Below are 22,156 nucleotides of genomic sequence, written 5' to 3'. Positions count from 1 at the left end.
AACACATAATCAACTTTTTTATTTATTTATTAGTAAATATTACCGTTTTACTATATAATATTATCATAGTTAAAGGGAAAGGAAGATAGTAATGGAAAATAATAACTCACAGGTTATTGATTATGAAGAAATATTTAAAAAACAAAATGAGGAAAGAACCCCTGAGCATCAAGAAGATTCAAATAAAAACTTATTAACATTAATTATTTACTTTTTATTATTCTTTATTGGGATTGGATCATTAATTGTTACAGCAATTATTGTAGGAATAGGTGGAAAGTCTAAGACAACAGTTCTAATATCTAGTATTACAGATAGAAATTATCAAAATACGATTGTTTTAGTACCTAAAACCGAATTTGAAACTGATATTAAAGATTTTAATAAAATTGATGATTTATATTATTCCGATATTACAAATTCAAAACTTAAAGAAACATATGTTTTAGTTACAAAAAATAAAGATGAAGAAAATAGAGAATGGATTATTAGTAATGAAGTAATTACTAGTATTTTAAACGGAGAAAAAGTTTCATGGATTAATGGTATAAAAATTAGCGAAACCGATAGTGATAATACCTTAATAGTCAATTATATTTTAAAAACTGAACTAGCAAGTATCCTTAATTCTTATACTAGTGAACAATATAATACTATAAATAATTATACAAACTTTCAAAGTTCACTTATTCTCTTCTTCAGTTATATTATAGTTTTTATACCACTTATTATTATCAATAGACGTAGTATTAAAGATGATTTCATTTATTTAGAAAAAGAACATCATCCAGCTTTAGGTAAAATATTGTCAAGTTTTGCTTATATGTTTGCATTTTCAATTGTTTTAGGATTGTTAAGTACTTTATTTAAAAGTTTGTTTAATCTCTCTGGAGATTCTGCTAATCAAGATGCAATTGTTGAACTATTAACATCAAAAGGCGGAATATTTGTAGTAGTTACCACTGTTATTCTAGCACCTGTAGTTGAAGAACTTGTTTTTAGAAAATCAATCTTTGGATTAATTAAGAACCAAAAAGTTGCCTTAATTGTTTCAGCCACAACATTTGGTTTAATTCATGTTTTAACTGAACTTTTAAACCTCGCTACTACTGGTGGATTTAACTTAACAGGACTTGCTACAGTCTTTACATTTAGTATAAGTTATGTTGGAATGGGAATATTCTTAAGTTACTGGTATTATAAAAATAATAAGAATATTGCTTTGTTAATATCGATGCATGCTCTTAGCAACTTATTAAGTACATTATTTGTTTTAGTTCCAAATTTATTTTCATAATAAAATAGAAAACTGGAAGGTCAAATTTAGACTTCCAGTTTTTTTTATAATATTATTTTGTTTTTTAATTCCGGATTTTCTTTATAAACTACCAAAGTTCGTCCAATCTTATTAACTATCTCTACATTGTCTTTTGAAAGAATTTCAATTAATTCATCAACCGTTATTGGTGATGTTTCTAATAATTTTATTTTTACTACTTCGTTTTTCAAAATATAATTATTAAAGTCAGTACGTTGTCTTTCTTGAAAACCATCTTTTCCAATTAAAAATTGATTACTATTTTTAACTAAATTTTTCAAATATGTTTTTTGTTTATTTGTCATTTTATATTCCTTTCTAGATTATTGGCTTATTTTTTAATAATTCAATTGCTTGATCAAGTTTATATAATTTTGCATAATCAAGTGCTGAAAAATTATACTTATCATATCTCATAGAAACCATGCTACTAAGTAGTTTTTTTATTAATTGATAGTCACGATTTAGAGTTGCAATTGTTAAGGCTTGATTATTTTTTAATCGCTCATATTTTGGTAACATTTCATAATTTACAAGTAATGTTTGTAATTGATATCTTCCATATATTAAAGCGTAATCAATTGGTGTTTCATGATTATTATTTCTAATTGAAATATATGAATCATTACTTAATAAAGCGTTAACCGTTTCTTTTGTTCCAAATCTTACAGCATTAAACAATGGCGTTTCATAATTATTATTAAGTAAATTAGGATTTAATCCTTCACTAATTAAGAAATAAATCATTAAATCATTTGTTGTTTGAGAAGCATAATGCAATAACGTATTGTTATTATGATCAAGTAATAAAAATGATTGATTAGCAATAGATAACAACATTTTTACAACATCAATTTGTCCTGCAAGAATTGCGTAATGAACTGGATATTTTCCATCAGTAGTAATCTCGTTAGTTAATGAGTCATTTTCAATTAATAATTTTAAAAATGTTTTATTGCCTTTTTCACTTGCTAGATGAAATAATGTTTCTTCTTTATTATTTTTATGATTGATATTTGCAGAATTAATGATTAAGATTTTTGCCATTTCAAGTTTTGCTTTTCTAGCACAATCAAAAATTGGTGTTTCGTTATTATTGTCAGACTGATTAACTTCTATGCCTCTTTTTAATAATTCATTAACAACCTCAAAAGAACTGCCTAGAACAGCATAATGTAATAATGATTTTCCAGTTTCATCTTTAATGTTAATGTCATATTCGTTTTCTTTAAAAAACTTATAATCATTAATCATTGCTTTTTCAAAAATATTCATTCAAACACCTCATAATCATTTTACTAGATAAAGAATTTTAATTCAATAACTTTTAAATTTTTACAACCATTCTCCATATTTTTTCATATATATTTTTTTCATAATTTGTGTTAATACTAAATATCCAATTAATACTGCTAAAAGCCATGGTAAATACTTAATAGGAAGCATTGCCATATCAATTGTTACTGCAAGTTTAGTAAATCCAATAACTAACGTTACAATCAAAATAATTAATGAAGAAATAATTAAAGATTTTGAAGCATTACTTTGTATGAATGGGATTTTTCTTGTTCTAATAACTTGAATTATTAGAATTTGAGATATCGTTCCAAAAACAAACCATCCAGCTTGAAACAACGGTGCTAAGTCTGTTGTATTTGCTTTAATAATAAACCAAAGAATTGCAAATGTTAAGATATCGAAAATTGAACTTAAAGGACCAAACCAAATCATAAATCTTTTAATTGATTTAGTATGCCATTTACGTGGTTTTTCAAGATATTCTTTATCGACAGTATCAAATGGAATTCCTAATTGCGAAAAATCATTTAAAATGTTTTGAGTAAGTATTTGAACTGGTAGCATTGGTAAAAATGGTAAGAAAATACTTGCAATAATAACTGAAATCATATTTCCAAAATTTCCACTTACAGCCATTTTTATATACTTATTAATATTACCAAATGTTTTTCTACCTTCAATCACCCCTTCTTCAAGAACCATTAAATCTTTCTTTAAAAGAATAATATCAGCAGTTTCTTTAGCAATATCAACCGCAGTATCAACAGAAATTCCGACATCTGCTTGTTTAAGAGCGGGAGCGTCATTAATTCCATCGCCCATAAACCCAACCGTATGACCTTCTTCTTGGTATAGTTTTACTATTCGTTTTTTCTGATTAGGAGAAAGTTTAGAAAACAAATTACACTTCTTCATTTGAATTTTCAATTCTTCATCACTCATTTTTTCAACGTCAATCCCTAATAATGTAATTTCAGTTTCTAATCCAACTTTATTACACACTTTTAGAGCTACACCTTCACTATCTCCTGTTAAAACAATTACTCTAACCCCATGTTCTTTAAGTGCTTTAATTGCTTCTTTAGCACTTTCTTTTGGTGGATCTAAAAATCCTATAAAACCAATTAAAACCATATTTGATTCATCTTTTACTCCAAATACATTTGAACCTGGAACTTCATTTTTTTGAGCAACACCAATCATTCTAAGACCATCACTATTAAATTTTTCATATGTCTCAGTAGCGATTTTTCTTGTTTCTTGGTCAAGTGGAACAACTTTTCCATCTATTTCTAAAAATGATGAAATTGCTAGTATTTCTTCAACTGCACCTTTTGTTATTAATTGGCGTTTTCCAGTATTATCCTCTAATACTACACTCATTCTTCTTCTTGTAAAGTCAAATGGAATCTCATCAACACGATGATATTTATCTTTAATTTCATGAATCTCTTTTTTAGTTGCTCGCTCAATAATAGCGATATCAATTAAATTTTTTAAACCTGTTTGAAAATAACTGTTTAAATATGCATGTCTTAATACACGATAGTCATCTTGTCCATGAACATTCATATATTTTTCTAAAATAATTTTATCTTCTGTTAATGTTCCGGTTTTATCAGTACATAAAATATCCATTTGTCCAAACGTTTGAATAGATCCTAAGTCTTTAACAATTACTTGATGCTTAGACATTGATACTGCACCTTTTGCTAACGTTGAAGTCATAATAACTGGTAACATCTCTGGTGTTAATCCAACTGCAACACTAATTGAGAAAAGAATTGCTTGTAACCAATCATGTTTAGTGATTCCATTAATCAATAAAACAACTGGCATCATAATAATCATCATTCTAATTAATAATTCACTAACTGATGATACCCCTTTTTCAAAGCTATTCTTTTCACGTCTTTGATTTAAAGTTTGTGCCATAGATCCAAAATAAGTGTTATTACCTGTTGTTAAAACAACAGCAAATGAACTACCACTAACAATGTTAGAACCCATAAAACCAATATTTGTAATATCTGTAATTGTCTTATCTCTTTTATCAGTAATCTCACTAAATTTTTCAACAGGATTTGATTCACCTGTAAGTGCTGATTGAGCTACGAAGGTATCTTTTGTTGTAATAAAACGAACATCTGCAGGAATTAAATCACCTGCTGATAATTTAATAATATCTCCAGGAAGAATATCTTCAATTAAAACTTCAATCATTTTACCGTTTCTTCTAATATCAGCCTTATTAGAAATCATCTTTGTTAGTTTAGTCACCGCAGTATTTGATTTTTCACCTTGGATAAATGCAACCGTACTTGACAATAAAACTAAAAAAACAATAATACTTACTGTTAAATAATCAGGTTTTGAAGATAAAATAACATCAAAGATATATGTAACAGTTGCAATAATTAATAAAATGATATTAAATGGATTAATTATTGCAGTAAAGAATCGATGGAATTTAGTATTTTTTCTTCCAAAAGTTATAATATTTTTTCCATATTCATCAGTTTTTTCTTCAATCTCTTTATGTTTTATACCATCAATTGAAGTATTTAATTCTTTATATAAATCTTCAATCGGTATTTCAGCATACCTTCTTAAAACTAATTCTACGTTGTTATTTTTTTCATTTACTTTTGTTAATTGCTTTTTCATTCCATCATCTCCTTCTTTTTTATATCATAACAAAAAAAACAGGGTATCTAATCTTGCGGATTATCTACTCTGTTTCATTATAATAAACTATTATTTTACTGCATCCTTTAAAAGTTTACCTGCTCTAAATGCTGGAGTTTTTTGTTCAGGAACAATAATTGTTTCACCAGTTCTTGGGTTTTTACCAGTTCTTTCAACTCGAGTACGAACCTCAAAAGTTCCGAAACCTGTTACTACAACTTTTTCATCAGTAGCAAGTGTTTCTGCAATAGTTTCAATGAAAGCATCCACAATATCATTAGCTTGTTTTTGCGTTGTTTCAGTTTTAGCTGCTACAAGAGCTATTAATTCCGTTTTATTCATAAAATAAATTCCTCCTTATTTTTATTTAATTATATCATGATTACACGATTAATCAAATAAATTAGTTAATTTTTAGGGCTTTATTAACGCATTATGAAAAATCTTCAGCTTTTAAATCACGTTTTAAAAGCTTTTTCATACCCTCTTCAACAGTCAATTTATTTTCTAAAATCTCATAAGCAGTGCTAATCATCGGTAATTCAATATCAAATTTTTCTGATAATTCATGAAGCGCATATATCGTTCTAAAACCTTCAATTGTTTGAGTAGCATTAGCATATATTTCATCTAACTTCATTCCTTGACCAATTTTTTTACCACCTTGGAAGTTTCTAGAATTTTCGCTTGAAGCAGTAACTATTAAATCACCAATTCCTGTTAAGCCAAATGCAGTTTCTTTTCTGCCACCCATAAACTCAACCACTCGAACTATTTCTAAAATACCTCTTGTAATTACAGCAGCTCGTGCATTTTCACCTAGACCCAGTCCAGTACATGCACCACTTATTACAGCAATAGCATTTTTAGCAGCACCGCCTACTTCACTACCGATTAGATCGTTTGAAGTATAAACACGGATATATTTATCATTTGCAAATAAATTTTGAACTTTAACAGCTAAATCATTATCAAGACTAGCACTTACAAGTAATGTTAATTTTCTTTCAATTACTTCTTCGGCATGGCTTGGACCTGTTAAACATACGTATCCTGCATTATATTTAGGGTTAATCTCTTCATCTACAATCTCAGAAACGCGCTTTAATGTTTCAGGTTCAATACCTTTTGAAACATTAATAAAAATACTTGGTCTGTTAATCAATTTATCCATTAAACCTAAAACTGTACGCATTGCTTTAGTTGGAACAGCCAACAAATATGTATCAGAATAGTCAATCGCTTCTTCTAAACTGTTAGTTGCTTTAATTTTTTCATCTAAGACATTTTTAAAAATCGGATGAATATGATTATTATTTATTTCATTCAAATAATTATTATTTATTTCATATATAAGAACTTCATTTCCATTGTCAGTTAATAATTGTGCAAGTGTTGTTCCCCAAGCACCTCCACCAATAACGCTAATTTTCATTATTCAACTTTCCTCCTCAAGATTAATCTAACGGGTGTTCCTTCAAAGTCAATTGCATCACGTAATTGATTAGCTAAATATCGTTCATATGAAAAATGTACGAACTCTGGATCATTAACAAATAAAACAAATGTTGGTGGCTTAATTGAAACTTGAGTAGCATATGAAAAGTTAGCTTTTCCATGATTATGAATTGGTGTTGGATTCATAGCTACTGCATCTTGAATAATTTGATTTAGAACATTTGTCTTAATTTCTTTTGTATAATTTTCATATGCTAAATCAATTGATGGGAAAATAGTATGAATTCTTTCATTTTCACGTGCTGATGTAAAAACAATTGGAGCATAATCTAAAAATTTAAATTCTTCTCTAATCTTTCTAATCATTTTTTGCATTGTTTTATCATCTTTTTCAACAATATCCCATTTATTTACAACAATAACCACGGCTTTATTAGCATCCATGGCATATCCAGCAACATTCTTATCTTGTTCAATTATTCCTTCATTACCATCAATAACGACTAAAACAACATCAGATCTATCAATAGCACCAAGAGTTCTAATCACACTATATTTATCAGTATTTTCATAAATTCTACCGCGTTTTTTAATACCTGCAGTATCAATTACGATATAATCTTTTTTGTTAAATTTAAACTTACTATCAATTGCATCTCGAGTCGTTCCTGAAATATCACTAACTATTACACGATTTCTACCTAAAATCGCATTAGTTAATGAAGATTTACCTACATTAGGTCTTCCAATAATTGAAAATTTAATTGCAGATTCATCAATAATTTCTTTATCATCTTTCATGTATGAAATAACTCGATCTAATAAATCACCAATTCCAATTCCGTGATTAGACGAAATAGCAATCGGATCTTCAAATCCCAATTGATAAAACTCATATATATTATTTATTTGGTTTACATCATCGATTTTATTTACAGCTAACACAACTGGTTTATTAGTTTGATAAAGCTGTTTTGCAATATACGAATCGCCGTCGGTTACACCAGATTTACCATCAGTTAAGAAAATTATAACATCTGCTTCATCCATAGCAAGCAATGCTTGTTCCTTAATTTGACTTAAAAAGGGCGCATCAATTATATCAATGCCCCCCGTGTCTATTAAACTAAACTTTTTAGTTAACCATTCAGCTTTTGCATATATTCGATCTCTTGTAACACCAATCTCATCATCAGTAATTGCTATTTTATCCCCAGCAATTCGGTTAAATAAACTAGACTTACCAACATTTGGTCTTCCTACAATTGCTACAACAAATGGCATATATACCACAACCTTTATTTTTTTAATTCGTCAGCAAATAAATCTCCGATTGTTTGTCCAACGTCTTCACTATCATCTTCTAAATACTTTTCAAATGTTTCACGTTCTTTTTTAGTTTGAACTGCTTTTATTGATAGTTTCAAACTCCAATTACGGTTATTTGCTTCTGTAACTAACGCTTCAACTTCGTCACCAATTGAGTAGTATGCTTCAATTTGTCCTAATTTTTCTTCTTCAACTTCGTTAGCAGGAATAAATCCATTAACTCCTTGAACTTCAACTTCAAGACCATTTCCACTTACTTTACTTACAACTGCTTTAACTACTTCGCCACGTTTAACTGTTACATTTTTCCATGGATTATCTTCTAAAGCTTTTTTAGATAAGCTTATTTTTTCGTTCTTTTTATCAATACCAATAACTTTTAGAGTTACTTGATCACCAATTTTAACAAAATCATCATAGTTATCATTTGGATTCCATGAGTATTCGTTTTTATGTAATAATCCTCTTACATCACGATCAACTTCAACAATAATTCCAAATGGTAATTTTTGGTTAACTGTTCCTGAAACAGTATCCCCAATATTATGAGATTTAGCAAATTTTTCAAATGGTGTATCTTCTAATGCTTTGATCGATAAATCTAATCTATTTCCTTCTTTTTTGATGACTTTAACTTCTATTTCATCACCAAGTGTTAATACATCTTCAATTTTTTCAATACGATAATGTGAAACTTGAGAAATACGTAGTAATCCTACAACATGATCAAATCTAATATTTGCAGCATGTTTTTCAATTTTATCAACAGTACCTTTTAATACATCGCCTGTTTGAATCGAATCAAGTTCACTTTGTCTTTCTTGAAGACGTTTTTCATATAATTCTTTTCTTTCTTTTTCAAATATTTCTTTTCTAGATGCAACAATTCTTGTAAATCTACCTTTTTTAGTAGCTTCAATAATATTAACATCTAAATTTTTATTTTTTAATTTATCTTTTTGTTCAACATATTCATAATCTAATAATGTGAATGGTAAAAATACTTCGTAATCTAAATAGCTTAATAATAAACCTTTATCTACGACTTTTTTCACTTTTGCAGAAACAATTTCTTTTGATTCTACAGCTTCTCTAATCTTTTCAAAATTATCAATTTTGATTAGTGGTAAACGTGACATTAAGATTAATGCCGGTTCATCTAAACTAATCTTTTGAATTCGGCCTTTTACAAGATCTCCAACTTTAATTACTCCGTCAAAACTTTCTAGTTCTGGATCGTAGTTATCAATATGTATTCTCGCTTCTGTAAAATACTGTACATCCAAAAAGATGGTTTTATCAGTAACAGCAACAACTTTTCCTTCAATGATGTCTCCTACCTTTAGTACTCTAATATCCATCTTGTTCATTCTCCTTTTTTTCAATCAAATTTATTATTTTATCAACTACTTGTTCGATTGTTAAATAAGTAGTATCAATTACACAAGCATCGACTGCCTTTTTAAGAGGTGATTCTTTTCTTGTTGAATCCTTTTTATCTCTTATAGCAATGTCGTTTACTAACTCCTCAAAGTCAACGGTAACTCCCTTAATTAATTGTTCGTTATACCGTCTTTTAGCTCTTTCTTCAACATTAGCAGTTAAAAATATTTTTAACTTAGCATTTGGTAAAACAACAGTACCAATATCTCTACCATCCATGATAATATTTTTACCTTTTGCAGCTTTTTGTTGAATAAAAACCATTTTTTCTCTTACATATGGAAAACTTGAGACTAAGGAAACATTATTAGTAACTTCTTCGCTTCTAATTTCACGGCTAACATCTTTACCATTTAATAGTATTTTGTCATCTTGGTAATCGATTTTTACATTATCTAAAAATTGATAACTATCTTCGTTATTTAAATTTACTTGATTTTCCAAAGCATATAAAGTCACAGCACGATACATAGCTCCTGTATCAACGTGTATCCAGCCAAGTTTTTGAGCAATCTGCGAACTTATTGTGCTTTTCCCTGATCCAGCAGGTCCGTCAATAGCAACATGAAATTCTTTCATCTCATTCCTCCACTATTCTTAATTATAACATATTTTTTTAATAATAACATTGCTTTTTTATTTTTTAGTGCCAATCGAATGCAATTTACGAACCTCGTGTACACTTAACTCACGATATCCTCCTCGTTTAACACCTTCTAGCGTTAAAAACGAGTAACTTGTTCTTGTGATATTCTTGACAGGGAAGCCAAGAACTTCCATCATTTTTCGAATATCTTCGTTTTTATCATCTACTAATAATAGTCTTATAAGTGTAGATTGATTCTCTTTATCTAGTTCAATAAGGTTCACTTCTATTGGTTTTATTTTTTGTTTTTCACCGATTGATATTCCATTTCTTAATTCAACAATTTTTTTTCTAATAACTATGCCTTTAACTCTTACAAAATACTCTTTTTCAAGTTCCATTTCCGGATTTGTAAGTTTTAGTGTTAACTCTCCATCATTAGTAAGTAGAATTAATCCAGCAGTGTCGTAGTCTAATCTTCCTACAGGGTATAGTCTGTCATCTTTATATTCAGTACTAATTAGATCAATTATTGTTCTTCTTTTTTTATCATCTTTTGTAGTAGATAAATAGCCTGTTGGTTTATTCAATAATAAATACTTTTTAGTAGCAACTTTTATTACTTTACCATCAACAGTTATTCGGTCAGTCCGATTTACTTTGGTTCCAAGCTCAGTAATAACTTTACCATTTACCGCCACACGTCCATCCACGATCATTTTTTCTGCTTCACGTCTTGATGCAACGTTACTTTGTGCTATTACTTTTTGAAGTCTTTCCATTCAAATCATTCCTTCCATTACAAACAAAAAGGCTAAATAGCCTAATTATTTTTCTCTTGATACATATGATGAGTCATATGTTGATACAACAATTCTTTCCCCTTCTTCGATAAACAAAGGAACTTTAACAACGATTCCAGTTTCAAGTTTTGCATCTTTCATAGCATTAGTTTTTGTATCACCTTTAACACCAGGTACTGTTTCAACAACTTTTAATACGATATTATCAGGTAAATTAATTCCTAAAATTTCGCTCTCATTAAACATAATTAATTCAGTTGAAGCGCCTTCGGGTAAGAACTTAATTTCGCTCTCAATTTGTTCACCTTCAACTTCAAGTTGTTCATATGTTTCAGTATTCATAAATACATGTTTTGTTCCATCTACATATAAGTATTGCATTGGAACCTTATTAATTTGAGCTTTTTTAACTTTAACACCCGCATTAAATGTATAATCAATAACTGATCCTGTTCTTAAATTTCTTAATTTTGTACGAACAAATGCCGCACCTTTCCCTGGTTTAACGTGTAAGAATTCAATTACTTGAAAGATATTTCCTTCGAACTCAATTGTTACATTTGTCTTAAACTCATTTGTTGATATCATAAATATAACTCCCTTTCATAAATAACATTAATATTATACTATAAAATATTATTTATTTTCAAGTAAATATTTTACGGCTTCAATATAACTGTTTTCTTTTTTTCCCATGATAACCTTATCAACTACGTCTTTAATATAATCAATTTTTCTAAAATCTTCACGAGTATTAATGTCACTAAGATGTACTTCAACCTTAGGAATCTTAATAATTTCTAGCATATCCCTAATAGCAATACTTGTATGAGTAAATGCTGCGGGGTTAATAATTAAAGCATCAATATTCTTCATTGCTTGTAATTTCCAAATAATTCTTGCTTCATTATTAGTTTGATAAAAATAAAATTTTACATTAGGATATGTTTTCTTTATTAGTTTGTTTATCTCGTCTAAAGTAAGTTCACCATAATGTTTAGTATTTCGCTTTCCTAACATATTTAGGTTAGGTCCATTGATAATCAATATTTTCATTATTTTTTAACCTCAAGCATTTGAATAATACTATCAACTGTATTATTTATTTCTTTATTATTCGAAATATTAATATCAGCAAAATGTTGATATAATAAAAACCTTTTAGTATATAGCTCATCAAGAGTATATTCTTGTAACAGCGGTCTTTGGTAATCAGTTTTTAATCGTTCTTCAATTATTTTATTATCAACATCTAAATAGATAATTAAACCACTCATGAATGTTTTATTATTACGATTTTCAACTATTCCACCACCACATGAAACTACAACATTTTCTTCATTTATTTCCTGAAGTGCTTCTGTTTCTAACTCTCTAAACTTATTGATTCCGTATTTTTCAATTAGCTCATCTGTAAACATTAAGGAGTTTTTTTCAACCAAACCATCTAAATCAATAAAGTTATAAGCAATTTTTTCTGCTAATATTCTACCAACTGTTGATTTACCAGCACCAGGCATTCCAATCAAAAATATTTTCATAACTTTATTCCTCCTTTAAAAATTTACTTATTACTTCCAACATCTCATCATACGATTTATGGTTTAAAGGATCAAAGGGAATTGCTTCCATCTGATTCATAAACCAAGTTTTTTGTCTTTTGGCAAATCTCATTGATACTTTCACAATTTCTTCAAGTGCTTCTTCTAATGTGATTTTTCCATCTAAATATAAATCAAGTTCTCGATAACCAATAATGTTTAAATGCTTATCTTGATTTCTTAAACTAATTACTTCATCAATAAATCCATCGCTTAATTGAATCTCTAGTCTCTTAATCAAGCGTTTTTTTAATTCTTTTCTATCAATATCTAAATAAATTGTCAAAATATCATAGAGTGGTATATCTTTATTATTCTTTTCACTTCTTAAATTACCATTAAGTGCAAGTTCTAAAGCTCTTACTAATCGATGTCTATTATTCTTATCAATCTCTATATTTTTATCTATTTCAATTAACTTACTATATATTTCCTCATTTGTTAAATCATCAAAACTATATTTACTATTTTCTTTATTAAATTCATAATCATATAATGCTGATTTAATATAAAATCCTGTTCCACCAACAATCATTGGAATCTTAATATCATTAATCATTTTTCTTGCATCTTGTTGAAAGTTGAAAACAGAATAATCATTATCAATTGAAACCATATCAAACAAATGATGATTAATTCCCTCTTTTTCTTCTTCCTTGATTTTTGCAGAACCAATATTTAACTCTTTATATATTTGAACCGAATCTCCATTAATTACTTCAGCACCGATTGCTTTAGCAAGTTTTACTGAATACATCGTTTTTCCTGATGCAGTTGGTCCAACAATAACAATAACTTTTTTCATCATACCACTCTTCTAAACATTCTTTCTATTTCATAATATGTTAAATGAATAATTGTTGGTCTTCCGTGTGGGCATGTATATGGATTTTTAGTTTTTCTTAATTTTTCAATTAAAACATCAATCTCTTTTCTTGATAAAGTATCATTAGCTTTAATTGATGCTTTACAACTCTTACTTTTAGCAAGATTATCAAGTAGAATTTTTAAATCAATTTGATTCTTTTCTTCTAACATTTGTAACATAACACTTATTGCATCATCTAAATCTTTATCAAGTAAAAATGTTGGATGAGAAATGAGTTGCATCTTTTCGTTAAAATTAAATCCTAGTTCTTTAAAATCATTAAGATGATTTTTTATTAAATTTAAATCTTCATTAGTTAGTTCTAAGTTTCTTGAAAGAAACATTTCTTTTATAACAATCTTTGGATTGCCTATTACATCAAAATAATATTCATAATTAACACGCTCTTCGGCAGCATGCTGATCAATCATATACATACCTTGCTCGTTTTGAAATAATAAATATGTTCCAGCAAATGTTCCAACATATGAAAAATCAGGAATTTTCTTAATTTCTGGCTGTTCTTCTGTTTGTTTATTACTATTATCATTATAGACAAAATCCAATGATTCTTTAACGTAAGTTTCTTTTCTTGGAATAAAACTTTCGTTAATAGTTACTGGTTCATTTTCATATTCTTGTCTTTTTATAATTGAAAGATTTTGAGGAATTTCATGTGGTCTACTCATCAATGATTCTTTGACAAATAATTCAATATGATATTTAAGTAATGATTCATTTGCAAATTTAACTTCTAATTTTTGAGGATGAACATTAACATCTAATAATACTGGATCCATCTCAATCAATAGAATTGCAAGTGGATATCTATTAACCATCAAAAATGAATGATAACCATCAATTATAGATTGAGTTAAACCATAATTCATAATATATCTACCATTCACAAATAAACTAATATCTTTTTTTCTTGCTCTTGAGACAGAAGGGGAAGCTAAATAGCCTTTAATTTTAATTTTTTGAAATTCTTTTTCAAAAACAATTAAATCCTTTAAAACATTATTACCATATACCTGTCGCATTAAACTATAGTAGTCATTATTACCATATGTCTCTTTAACGAGCTTTTCATCAATTGTTAAGGAAAGTCTCACAGTTGGATTAGAAAGAGCTAATCTATCAAACATATCGATTATTGCCGCACGTTCACTAAACTCAGATTTTATATATTTAAGTCTTGCTGGTGTGTTATAAAATAAATCATTAACAGTAATCTCAGTTCCTTCGTTTAGAGATGTTGTTCCTTCATCAATAAGCTTTGAATCTTCATATCTAACAAAAAAACCTTCACTATTACTTTGTCTTGTTTTTAAAGTTATTCTACTTACAGATAAAATTGCAGCAAGTGCTTCTCCACGAAAACCTAAAGTTCTAATTCTTTCAAGATCAAATTCAGTTTTTATTTTTGAGGTTGCATGTCTTAAAAATGCTTTTTTAGCATCTTCATTATCCATACCAATTCCATTATCAACAACTCTTATCTCTTTTAATCCATTTTCTTTAATAAAAATATTGATTTCGGTTGCTTTGGCATCAATTGAATTTTCGACTAGTTCTTTAACAATTGAAGCGGGTCTTTCAACAACTTCACCGGCAGCAATCATATTAGCAAGTCTTTCATCCATTTGTTTAATAATTGACATTTTTATACCTCACTTATTTTTTTAATTTGTTTTGATAATTCTTAAGAAGAATTAAAGCATCAATTGGAGTAACTTTATCAAAGTCAATTCTTTCAAGTCCATCTAAAACTTCTTCTTGTTCAATTGATAATGTATTATCAATAATGATTTCTTCATCATCATAATTAAATAAATCAACTTTAACTTTATCTTCTTTATTTTCTAATTGTTTTAATATTTGTTCACTACGTTTAATTAATTCTTTAGGTAGATTTGCAAGTGCAGCTACTTGTAATCCATATGATTTATCAGATGCACCTTTTTCAACTTGATGGAGAAAAATCATTCGATTCTTTTCTTCTCTTGCTTTAACGTGCAAATTAGTAATTTTTTCGTAATTATCTGCTAATGCTGTAAGTTCATGATAGTGTGTTGAAAATAGCATTTGTGCTTTGATTTTTGTATAAATGTATTCAACCATTCCTTGAGCCAGTGCCATTCCATCATATGTTGCAGTACCACGCCCTATTTCATCGAAAAGAATCAATGAATTGTTTGTTGCATATGTTAATGCTTCATTACTTTCAACCATTTCAACCATAAATGTTGACTTACCACCACTTAAATCATCTGATGATCCAATTCTTGTAAAGATTGCATCATAAATTGGTAATGACGCACTTGTTGCTGGCACAAATGAACCAACTTGTGACATATAGCTTAAAAGAGCAAACATCCTCATATAAGTTGATTTACCACTCATATTTGGGCCAGTAATTAAGAATGTTTCACCTTCACTCATGATAATATCATTAGCAACAAAATTTGTAAACTTTTCAACAACTGGATGTCTTCCTTTAATAATCTTTACTTCACGCAAATTATTAAAAGTTGGTCTAACATATTTATTTTTTTCCGCTGATATTGCATGACTTAAATAGACATCAATGCTTGCAATATAACCACTCAATTCTTGAAGTGAATACGTATATTTAGTAACTTCATCACGTATTTCAACAAAAAGTTCATATTCAAGATTGATTGCTTTGTCTTTGGCATTTAAAATGACATCTTCTTTTTCTTTTAAAATTGGTGATATATATCTTTCGCTATTCGTTAATGTTTGTTTTCTTTCATAACCAAAATCTTCTTCCATAGCAAGCGATGCTGCTTTACTTATTTCAATAAAGTAACCAAAAACACGATTATAACCAACTTTTAAAGTTTTAATTCCTGTTCGTTCACGCTCTTCTTCTTCAAAATTTTGAAGCCATTCTTTACTATGTGCATTAATATTATGAAGTTCATCTAACTTTTCATTATGTCCTGTTTTAATAATCCCGCCTTCTTTAATTGTTAATGGTGGATTATCAGAAATAGCTTTTTCTAATAGATCAATTAGTTCTTGATGATTATCTAATTTATTAGTCAAATTATTAATAAGTTCATTATCATATTTATATAACGTTTCTTTTAACGGTTCAATTTGCTTTAATGTTTCACGTAATTGGTACAAATCACGTGCATTCACACTTTTAAATGATACTTTACCAACAATCCGATTAATATCGTAGATATATGATAATCGCTCTTGGAGTTCACTACGGTATTGTGACGGAAGAAATGCAGTTATTAAATCAAGTCGTTGATTAATTTGATTTAAATCTATAAGTGGATGATTAAGTTGATGTTTTAAAAGTCTAGCTCCCATAGCTGTTTTAGTATTATCAATATGATAAAGTAGCGTTGTTTTTTGATTATTTGTATTTGATTCAATAATCTCTAAGTGTTTCTTAACTCTAAAATCAACATTCATGTACTTTTTGTTTTCTTCGACAACAATTTTTTGTAAATGAGATAATGGTTGTTTTTGGGTCGCATTTAGATAATTTAATAGGTGTCTTGCACCTTGGCGTTGATTAAGTTCTAAATGTTCATTCCATTTAGTATCATGAGTATTTACTTCTTCATGAATTGTAACATATATACCATTTGACTTAAGTTCTTCAATTAGAATTGTGTCATATTGGTTTTTAACAACTAACTCTTTAATTGCTAAAGTTTTGATTTGATCAATAACTTCTTTCTTATTTAATTTATCAACTAGAAAAGATTCACCTGTTGAAATATCCGCATATGTAAGTAAGTATCCGTGTTCAGTAACTAATAGACTTGCTATAAAGTTATTTTTATTAGCTTCTAATATTTCATCTTCAAAAACTGTTCCTGGGGTAATTACTCTAGTAACTTCTCTTTCAACTAGTCCTTTACCAGGTTCTGTTACTTGTTCTGCAATAGCAATCTTATATCCATTTTCAATTAGTTTTTGAATATAAGGTTTAACCGAATGATGTGGAACACCTGCCATTGAAACTTTTGATCCAGCATCTCTTGCTGTTAATGCAATTTCTAGAACTTTTGATGCAATTATTGCATCATCAAAAAATAATTCATAAAAATCCCCTAACCTAAAAAAGACTAACGCATCAGCGTAGTCTTCTTTGATTTTCAAGTATTGTTGCATCATTGGGGTATATGTTTGTTTATTATCGTCTTTCATTTCTTTCCCCTTCCAAAATTTAATTCTATTTAGTTCCTATTAGTTTATGAAAGGTATCTCTAAGCCACTGTAATGAATTTGCTTTGAATATTCCATTTAAGAAATCTTCAATTTTTTGGAATACACCGCTTGTTGGAGCAGTTGGAGTAACCCAAACATAGATAGTTGCTATTAGAAGGATGATTAGTGCAATTAAAAGAATGATTAAGAATAATTTAAGTAAGAATCTACCAAAGCTAAATTTACGTTTCTTTTCAACATCGTAATTAGTTAATTCAACTTGATATACTTTATTATCCACTTCTTTTGGTTCAACACTTTCAATTCCAGTATCTTTATCATTTAATTCAATCACATATTGTTTTGGTTTCTTACCGTAGTATTCAACGGTGTTAAGTCTAACTTCTTCAACTTCTTCAACTCTAAATTTCTTTTCTTTTCTTAAAGTACTATCACTCTTTGAAAGAATTCTATTTAATGTTTCTTCATCAATTGTTGCAACCTTTGTTGGAACTTCTTTTTCAATAACCTTTTCAATTATTACTTCTTTTACGATTGGTTCTTGCTTAATCTCTTCTTCAACAACTGGTTCAGCTTTAACTTCTTCCTCAACAGGTTCTTCAACTACCGGTTCTTCTTCAATAACAATTGGTTTTTCAATAACTTCAGGCATTGCTTCACCAATATCAGACGCCTCAACTTCATATACTGAAGATGATGGAACAAAATAAGCTTCTCTTGTTTCATTTGCATTTGATAAGATATATTCAATAACTTCTTCTTTTTTAAGTTCAGTTGAAGCCTTAATCTTATTATTGATTGCGAATCTTTGAATTAGAAGAATATTCATTGAATTTAACTTATCTTCAGTTTCTTTTGTATATTCACCGCGCTCTTTTAATTCAGCGACTATGATATCGATTAGTTCATTTTTTCTTAATCTTTTTGGAACATTAACATCATATTTCAAACCTAATTCTCTAATTTCAGTTATAGTTGAACTCTTATACAATACAGGTCTAAAAACATCTGGTTTCAAGCCATCTATTTTTCCTTTTTGATCAAAGAATAACGGATTAATTGTTTTATTATAATCAATAACATTTTGCAACTTAATTCCATTCTTTTTTGAATGTTCAGTACTTTCCTTGATAAATCTTTCAAAATCATGTTCTGAAATCTTTTTATCAGTCATGTGTTCAATCATTGCTAGCCATAAATGTTCTAGATATTTTTTATCTAAATCAGTATCCTTGAAAAAACTAAAAAGATTTACAAGTTGTGTTTCAGTAAACTGATTAAACCATGATAAACGATAGTTCATTTCATCTGCTAGACTAGCACGTTCTTCTCTTGTCAAAAGAACTGGCATTCTTAAAACATCACGTAATTGGTTAATACGTAATTCACGCGGAAAACTAAGTCCGATTGTTTGAAAAAACTCTAAAGTTTTGTTTGCTGGATTATTTGATAATACTTCAACAATATCTTTAACGTTATATTCTTTCTTTAAAACTGTTATCTTTGAATCAATTTCATATCTTGGCATGCTATAACCTCCCCATAATGTATATTTCACTTATATAATATAATTTTTAACATTTTTTTTCAAGTATAATAGATTACTAACCTTATAAATCGGTAGTTTTTACTATTATTTAGCATTTAAATCGCTATCTATACCACTTTCAATGATTTCTTTGATGTTTTGAAGGAACACATTAATTTCTTCTTGTAAATCCATATACTCAGTCATTAACGGGTAATTTTCAATTTCTTCCAACTTATTTTGATAATCATTTTCTAATTTAGTTTGGATTTCTATTTTCCCAAGATTTTTGGCATTAATCATTTGTTTTTGAATATTTTTTAATTCTTCTATTTTATGACTAACTTCTTGATTTTGATTTAAAATATCTTCTAATTCTTTATATCTTTTTATCTTTGGTTCATTTTTTATTTTTTCAATAATTTTATTTTCAATTTTCATATAAACTCTCCCATTAAAAACATTCTACTTTTCAATATGAATTGTTTTAATTATTTTTTTATCCAAATCTAAAAATACTCCATTTAATTGCTTAACACCACTAGCAACAGCATTATTATATGAAAATCCTGTTAAAAATCTTTGAATAACAATTTCTTTATCAACACCAATTACGCCATCTCGTGGCCCTGTCATACCAACATCAGTAATATATAACGTACCTTTTGGTAAAACTCTAGCATCATTTGTTTGAACATGCGTATGAGTTCCAACGATTGCATCAACTTTACCATCAAAGTAATGTCCAAGTGCAACCTTCTCGCTAGTTGCTTCTGCATGAAAATCAATAAATGTATAATCTGCTTGTTCTTTTTCTAATATTTCTGCAATTGTTATAAACGGATTTTCTAAACTAGGATTCATATATACTCTTCCCATTGCATTAATAACCAATAAATTTTTACCATTAATGTTAATTTTTTTATAACCATCTCCTGGTGCATTAAGATAATTAGCTGGTCTTACTATTTTACTATCATTAATGAAGCTATAGATGTCAGTATTAGACCAAGTCCAATTGCCCATCGTAATTGCATGAACTCCTAACTTCATTATTTCAAGATATATTTTTTTATTAATACCTCGACCATTAACAATATTCTCACCATTTATTATAATCACGTTAGGTCGATATTCTTTTTTCAATTCTTCAAGGCTATCTTTTAAAATTTCAATTCCAGGATCACCATAAATATCACCAATAAAGAGTATTTTCATAATTTAATTTCCTTTTTCTTTTCTTATTTAAGATAAATAGCGATAAAATCAACTGACCTTATCGCTACTTAATGTTTAACTATTTTGCAACATCGGTTGCTCTTGTTTCACGAATTACTGTAACTTTAATTGTTCCAGGATAACTCATGTTTTCTTCAATTTTTTCTTTAATTTCTCTAGCAACCTTATAAGTTTGTAAATCATCAACTTCATCAGATTTAACAATAACTCTTACTTCACGGCCAGCTTGAATTGCATATGATTTATCAACTCCCGGAACATTATTAGAAATCTCTTCTAATTGTTCTAGTCGTTTCATATATGCTTCAACAGACTCAGATCTAGAACCAGGTCTAGCAGCTGATAGCGCATCTGCCGCTGCCACTAAAACAGCAATAACAGTTTCAGCTTCAACATCACCATGATGTGATGCAATTGCATCAATAACTTCTTTAGGTTCTTTATATCTTTTAGCAAGGTTTACACCTATTTCAACATGGCTACCTTCAACTTCATGGTCAACAGCTTTCCCAATATCATGTAATAAGCCTGCTCTTCTTGCCAACATTTCATTTTCACCAATCTCTGCTGCAAGTTTACCTGTTAAAAATGCTGTTTCGATTGAATGCTTTAAAACATTTTGACCGTAACTTGTTCTAAAATTTAACCTACCTAAAAGTTTGATTAAATCAGGATGAATACGACCAATTTGAGCTTCAAAAACCGCATTCTCACCACATTCTCTAATGAAAATATCAACTTCTGCACGCGCTTTTTCAACAACTTCTTCAATACGACCAGGATGGATTCTACCATCAGATACTAAAGTCTCAAGTGCTCTTTTAGCTATTTCTCTTCTAATCGGATCAAAACCGCTTAAAACGACTGCTTCTGGCGTATCATCGATAATCAAATCAACACCTGTTAACGCCTCAAGTGTGCGGATATTTCTACCTTCGCGTCCAATAATACGCCCCTTCATTTCATCATTAGGGATTGTAACAACACTTACTGTTCTTTCAGTAGTTGTATCACTTGCATATTTTTGCATCGCCAATGTAAGTAGATTTTTCGCTTTTGCATCAACTGTTAGTTTTGCTTCTTCTTCAGCCTCATGAATATAATTTGCCATTTCATCAGCAACTTCATCTTTAACTCTATCAAAAATGATTGCTTTTGCTTCATCAGTACTTAAGTTAGCTATTTCAGTTAACTTAGTTTCTTGCTCGCGTAATACATCTTCCACTTTGCTATTCAATTGTTCAAGTTCTTCTCTACGTTCTTCAATTTTAATTTCTTTATTGCCAATTTGTTCTTCACGTTTGTCAAGATATTGTGATCTGCGATCAAGTGATGTCTCACGCAAATCAAGTTTCTCTTCTTGGCTAACAACTAGTCTACGACGTTCTTTAATATCATCGTCTAACTCTTTACGAAGTGTAAAAATTTCTTGTTTAGCTTCTATGACAGCTTCTCTTTTGTGTCTTTCAGCTTCTTTTTTTCCTTCTTCAACAATTTGTTCTACCATTTCACGACTTTTTTTAAGTGATTTTTCGTGTTGCGCTACACGAACAAAATAACCTATTAAAAGTCCTATTAAAAGGGCTAGCAAACTGGAGATGACTACATGAACTGCATTTAATGTTAAAATTGTTAACATTATATCACCTCCAAAATATTTATTTTAATTTAAAATTATGTCATTAACGAATATTTCTATTCACAAGTATTATAACATGTAACAGTATTTTTTTCTATCTAAAAAAGTTTTTAAATTGATTTTGTTTTTGTTA

At 28.6% G+C, this 22,156-nt stretch carries 20 protein-coding genes; 1 reads left to right on the top strand and 19 read right to left on the bottom strand.

The window, feature by feature from the left end:
• The first annotated feature begins 91 nt into the window (after nt 1-91).
• Nucleotides 92-1,297 (top strand): CPBP family intramembrane glutamic endopeptidase, encoded by a 1,206-nt coding sequence (locus EXC62_RS05300; protein ID WP_026390014.1) that lies wholly within the window; start codon nt 92-94, stop codon nt 1,295-1,297.
• A gap of 44 nt (nt 1,298-1,341) precedes the next feature.
• Here EXC62_RS05300 and EXC62_RS05295 read toward each other — a convergent pair whose 3' ends face one another.
• The 19 genes from EXC62_RS05295 to rny form a co-directional block, all read right to left on the bottom strand.
• Nucleotides 1,342-1,623, bottom strand: a complete 282-nt coding sequence (locus tag EXC62_RS05295) for a YhbY family RNA-binding protein (protein WP_026390015.1) — start codon at nt 1,621-1,623, stop codon at nt 1,342-1,344.
• A 13-nt stretch (nt 1,624-1,636) separates the two neighbouring features.
• Nucleotides 1,637-2,593: an ankyrin repeat domain-containing protein gene (locus EXC62_RS05290; protein WP_026390016.1), complete on the bottom strand. Its 957-nt coding sequence runs from the start codon at nt 2,591-2,593 to the stop codon at nt 1,637-1,639.
• A 60-nt stretch (nt 2,594-2,653) separates the two neighbouring features.
• On the bottom strand, nt 2,654-5,284 hold the full coding sequence (gene mgtA, locus EXC62_RS05285) for a magnesium-translocating P-type ATPase (RefSeq protein WP_026390017.1): 2,631 nt from the start codon (nt 5,282-5,284) through the stop codon (nt 2,654-2,656).
• A gap of 90 nt (nt 5,285-5,374) precedes the next feature.
• The gene (locus tag EXC62_RS05280) at nt 5,375-5,647 is read right to left on the bottom strand and encodes an HU family DNA-binding protein (protein ID WP_026390018.1); all 273 of its coding nucleotides are present in this window, start codon (nt 5,645-5,647) and stop codon (nt 5,375-5,377) included.
• A 91-nt stretch (nt 5,648-5,738) separates the two neighbouring features.
• The gene (locus EXC62_RS05275) at nt 5,739-6,740 is read right to left on the bottom strand and encodes an NAD(P)H-dependent glycerol-3-phosphate dehydrogenase (RefSeq protein ID WP_052589651.1); all 1,002 of its coding nucleotides are present in this window, start codon (nt 6,738-6,740) and stop codon (nt 5,739-5,741) included.
• A complete protein-coding gene (gene der / locus EXC62_RS05270) occupies nt 6,740-8,047 on the bottom strand; it encodes a ribosome biogenesis GTPase Der (RefSeq protein WP_026390020.1) in 1,308 nt (435 codons plus the stop codon). Before der ends, EXC62_RS05275 begins: the two co-directional genes overlap by 1 nt.
• 14 nt (nt 8,048-8,061) lie before the next feature.
• Nucleotides 8,062-9,453 (bottom strand): S1 RNA-binding domain-containing protein, encoded by a 1,392-nt coding sequence (locus tag EXC62_RS05265; RefSeq protein ID WP_026390021.1) that lies wholly within the window; start codon nt 9,451-9,453, stop codon nt 8,062-8,064.
• Nucleotides 9,443-10,114 carry a (d)CMP kinase gene (cmk, locus tag EXC62_RS05260; RefSeq protein ID WP_026390022.1) on the bottom strand — a complete coding sequence of 224 codons (672 nt, stop codon included), beginning with the start codon at nt 10,112-10,114 and terminating at the stop codon, nt 9,443-9,445. Before cmk ends, EXC62_RS05265 begins: the two co-directional genes overlap by 11 nt.
• A 57-nt stretch (nt 10,115-10,171) precedes the next feature.
• Nucleotides 10,172-10,903, bottom strand: a complete 732-nt coding sequence (locus EXC62_RS05255; RefSeq protein WP_026390023.1) for a pseudouridine synthase — start codon at nt 10,901-10,903, stop codon at nt 10,172-10,174.
• Nucleotides 10,904-10,948: 45 nt separating this feature from the next.
• Complete coding sequence (gene efp / locus EXC62_RS05250) at nt 10,949-11,512, bottom strand: elongation factor P (protein ID WP_026390024.1); 564 nt, start codon at nt 11,510-11,512, stop codon at nt 10,949-10,951.
• 48 nt (nt 11,513-11,560) lie between these two features.
• Nucleotides 11,561-11,980: a type II 3-dehydroquinate dehydratase gene (locus EXC62_RS05245; RefSeq protein WP_026390025.1), complete on the bottom strand. Its 420-nt coding sequence runs from the start codon at nt 11,978-11,980 to the stop codon at nt 11,561-11,563.
• The gene (locus EXC62_RS05240; protein WP_026390026.1) at nt 11,980-12,465 is read right to left on the bottom strand and encodes a shikimate kinase; all 486 of its coding nucleotides are present in this window, start codon (nt 12,463-12,465) and stop codon (nt 11,980-11,982) included. Before EXC62_RS05240 ends, EXC62_RS05245 begins: the two co-directional genes overlap by 1 nt.
• 4 nt (nt 12,466-12,469) lie before the next feature.
• Entirely contained in the window at nt 12,470-13,330 is an 861-nt protein-coding gene (gene miaA, locus EXC62_RS05235; protein WP_026390027.1) for a tRNA (adenosine(37)-N6)-dimethylallyltransferase MiaA, read from the bottom strand.
• Nucleotides 13,330-15,057 carry a DNA mismatch repair endonuclease MutL gene (mutL, locus tag EXC62_RS05230; RefSeq protein ID WP_035375555.1) on the bottom strand — a complete coding sequence of 576 codons (1,728 nt, stop codon included), beginning with the start codon at nt 15,055-15,057 and terminating at the stop codon, nt 13,330-13,332. Before mutL ends, miaA begins: the two co-directional genes overlap by 1 nt.
• A gap of 13 nt (nt 15,058-15,070) precedes the next feature.
• Nucleotides 15,071-17,596, bottom strand: a complete 2,526-nt coding sequence (gene mutS, locus EXC62_RS05225; RefSeq protein WP_026390028.1) for a DNA mismatch repair protein MutS — start codon at nt 17,594-17,596, stop codon at nt 15,071-15,073.
• Between the two features lie 25 nt (nt 17,597-17,621).
• Nucleotides 17,622-19,145 carry a hypothetical protein gene (locus EXC62_RS05220; RefSeq protein ID WP_026390029.1) on the bottom strand — a complete coding sequence of 508 codons (1,524 nt, stop codon included), beginning with the start codon at nt 19,143-19,145 and terminating at the stop codon, nt 17,622-17,624.
• 105 nt (nt 19,146-19,250) lie between these two features.
• Nucleotides 19,251-19,586 (bottom strand): YlbF family regulator, encoded by a 336-nt coding sequence (locus tag EXC62_RS05215; protein WP_026390030.1) that lies wholly within the window; start codon nt 19,584-19,586, stop codon nt 19,251-19,253.
• Nucleotides 19,587-19,610: 24 nt separating this feature from the next.
• Nucleotides 19,611-20,363, bottom strand: a complete 753-nt coding sequence (locus EXC62_RS05210; RefSeq protein ID WP_026390031.1) for a TIGR00282 family metallophosphoesterase — start codon at nt 20,361-20,363, stop codon at nt 19,611-19,613.
• Between the two features lie 79 nt (nt 20,364-20,442).
• Nucleotides 20,443-22,023 carry a ribonuclease Y gene (gene rny, locus EXC62_RS05205; RefSeq protein ID WP_035375545.1) on the bottom strand — a complete coding sequence of 527 codons (1,581 nt, stop codon included), beginning with the start codon at nt 22,021-22,023 and terminating at the stop codon, nt 20,443-20,445.
• Nucleotides 22,024-22,156 lie beyond the last annotated feature (133 nt).

This window comes from Haploplasma axanthum (assembly GCF_900660745.1).
Classification (GTDB): Bacteria; Bacillota_I; Bacilli_A; order Acholeplasmatales; family Acholeplasmataceae; genus Haploplasma; species Haploplasma axanthum.
Note: the sequence above shows the minus strand (reverse complement) of the source record. Positions and strands in the feature narration are given on the sequence as shown.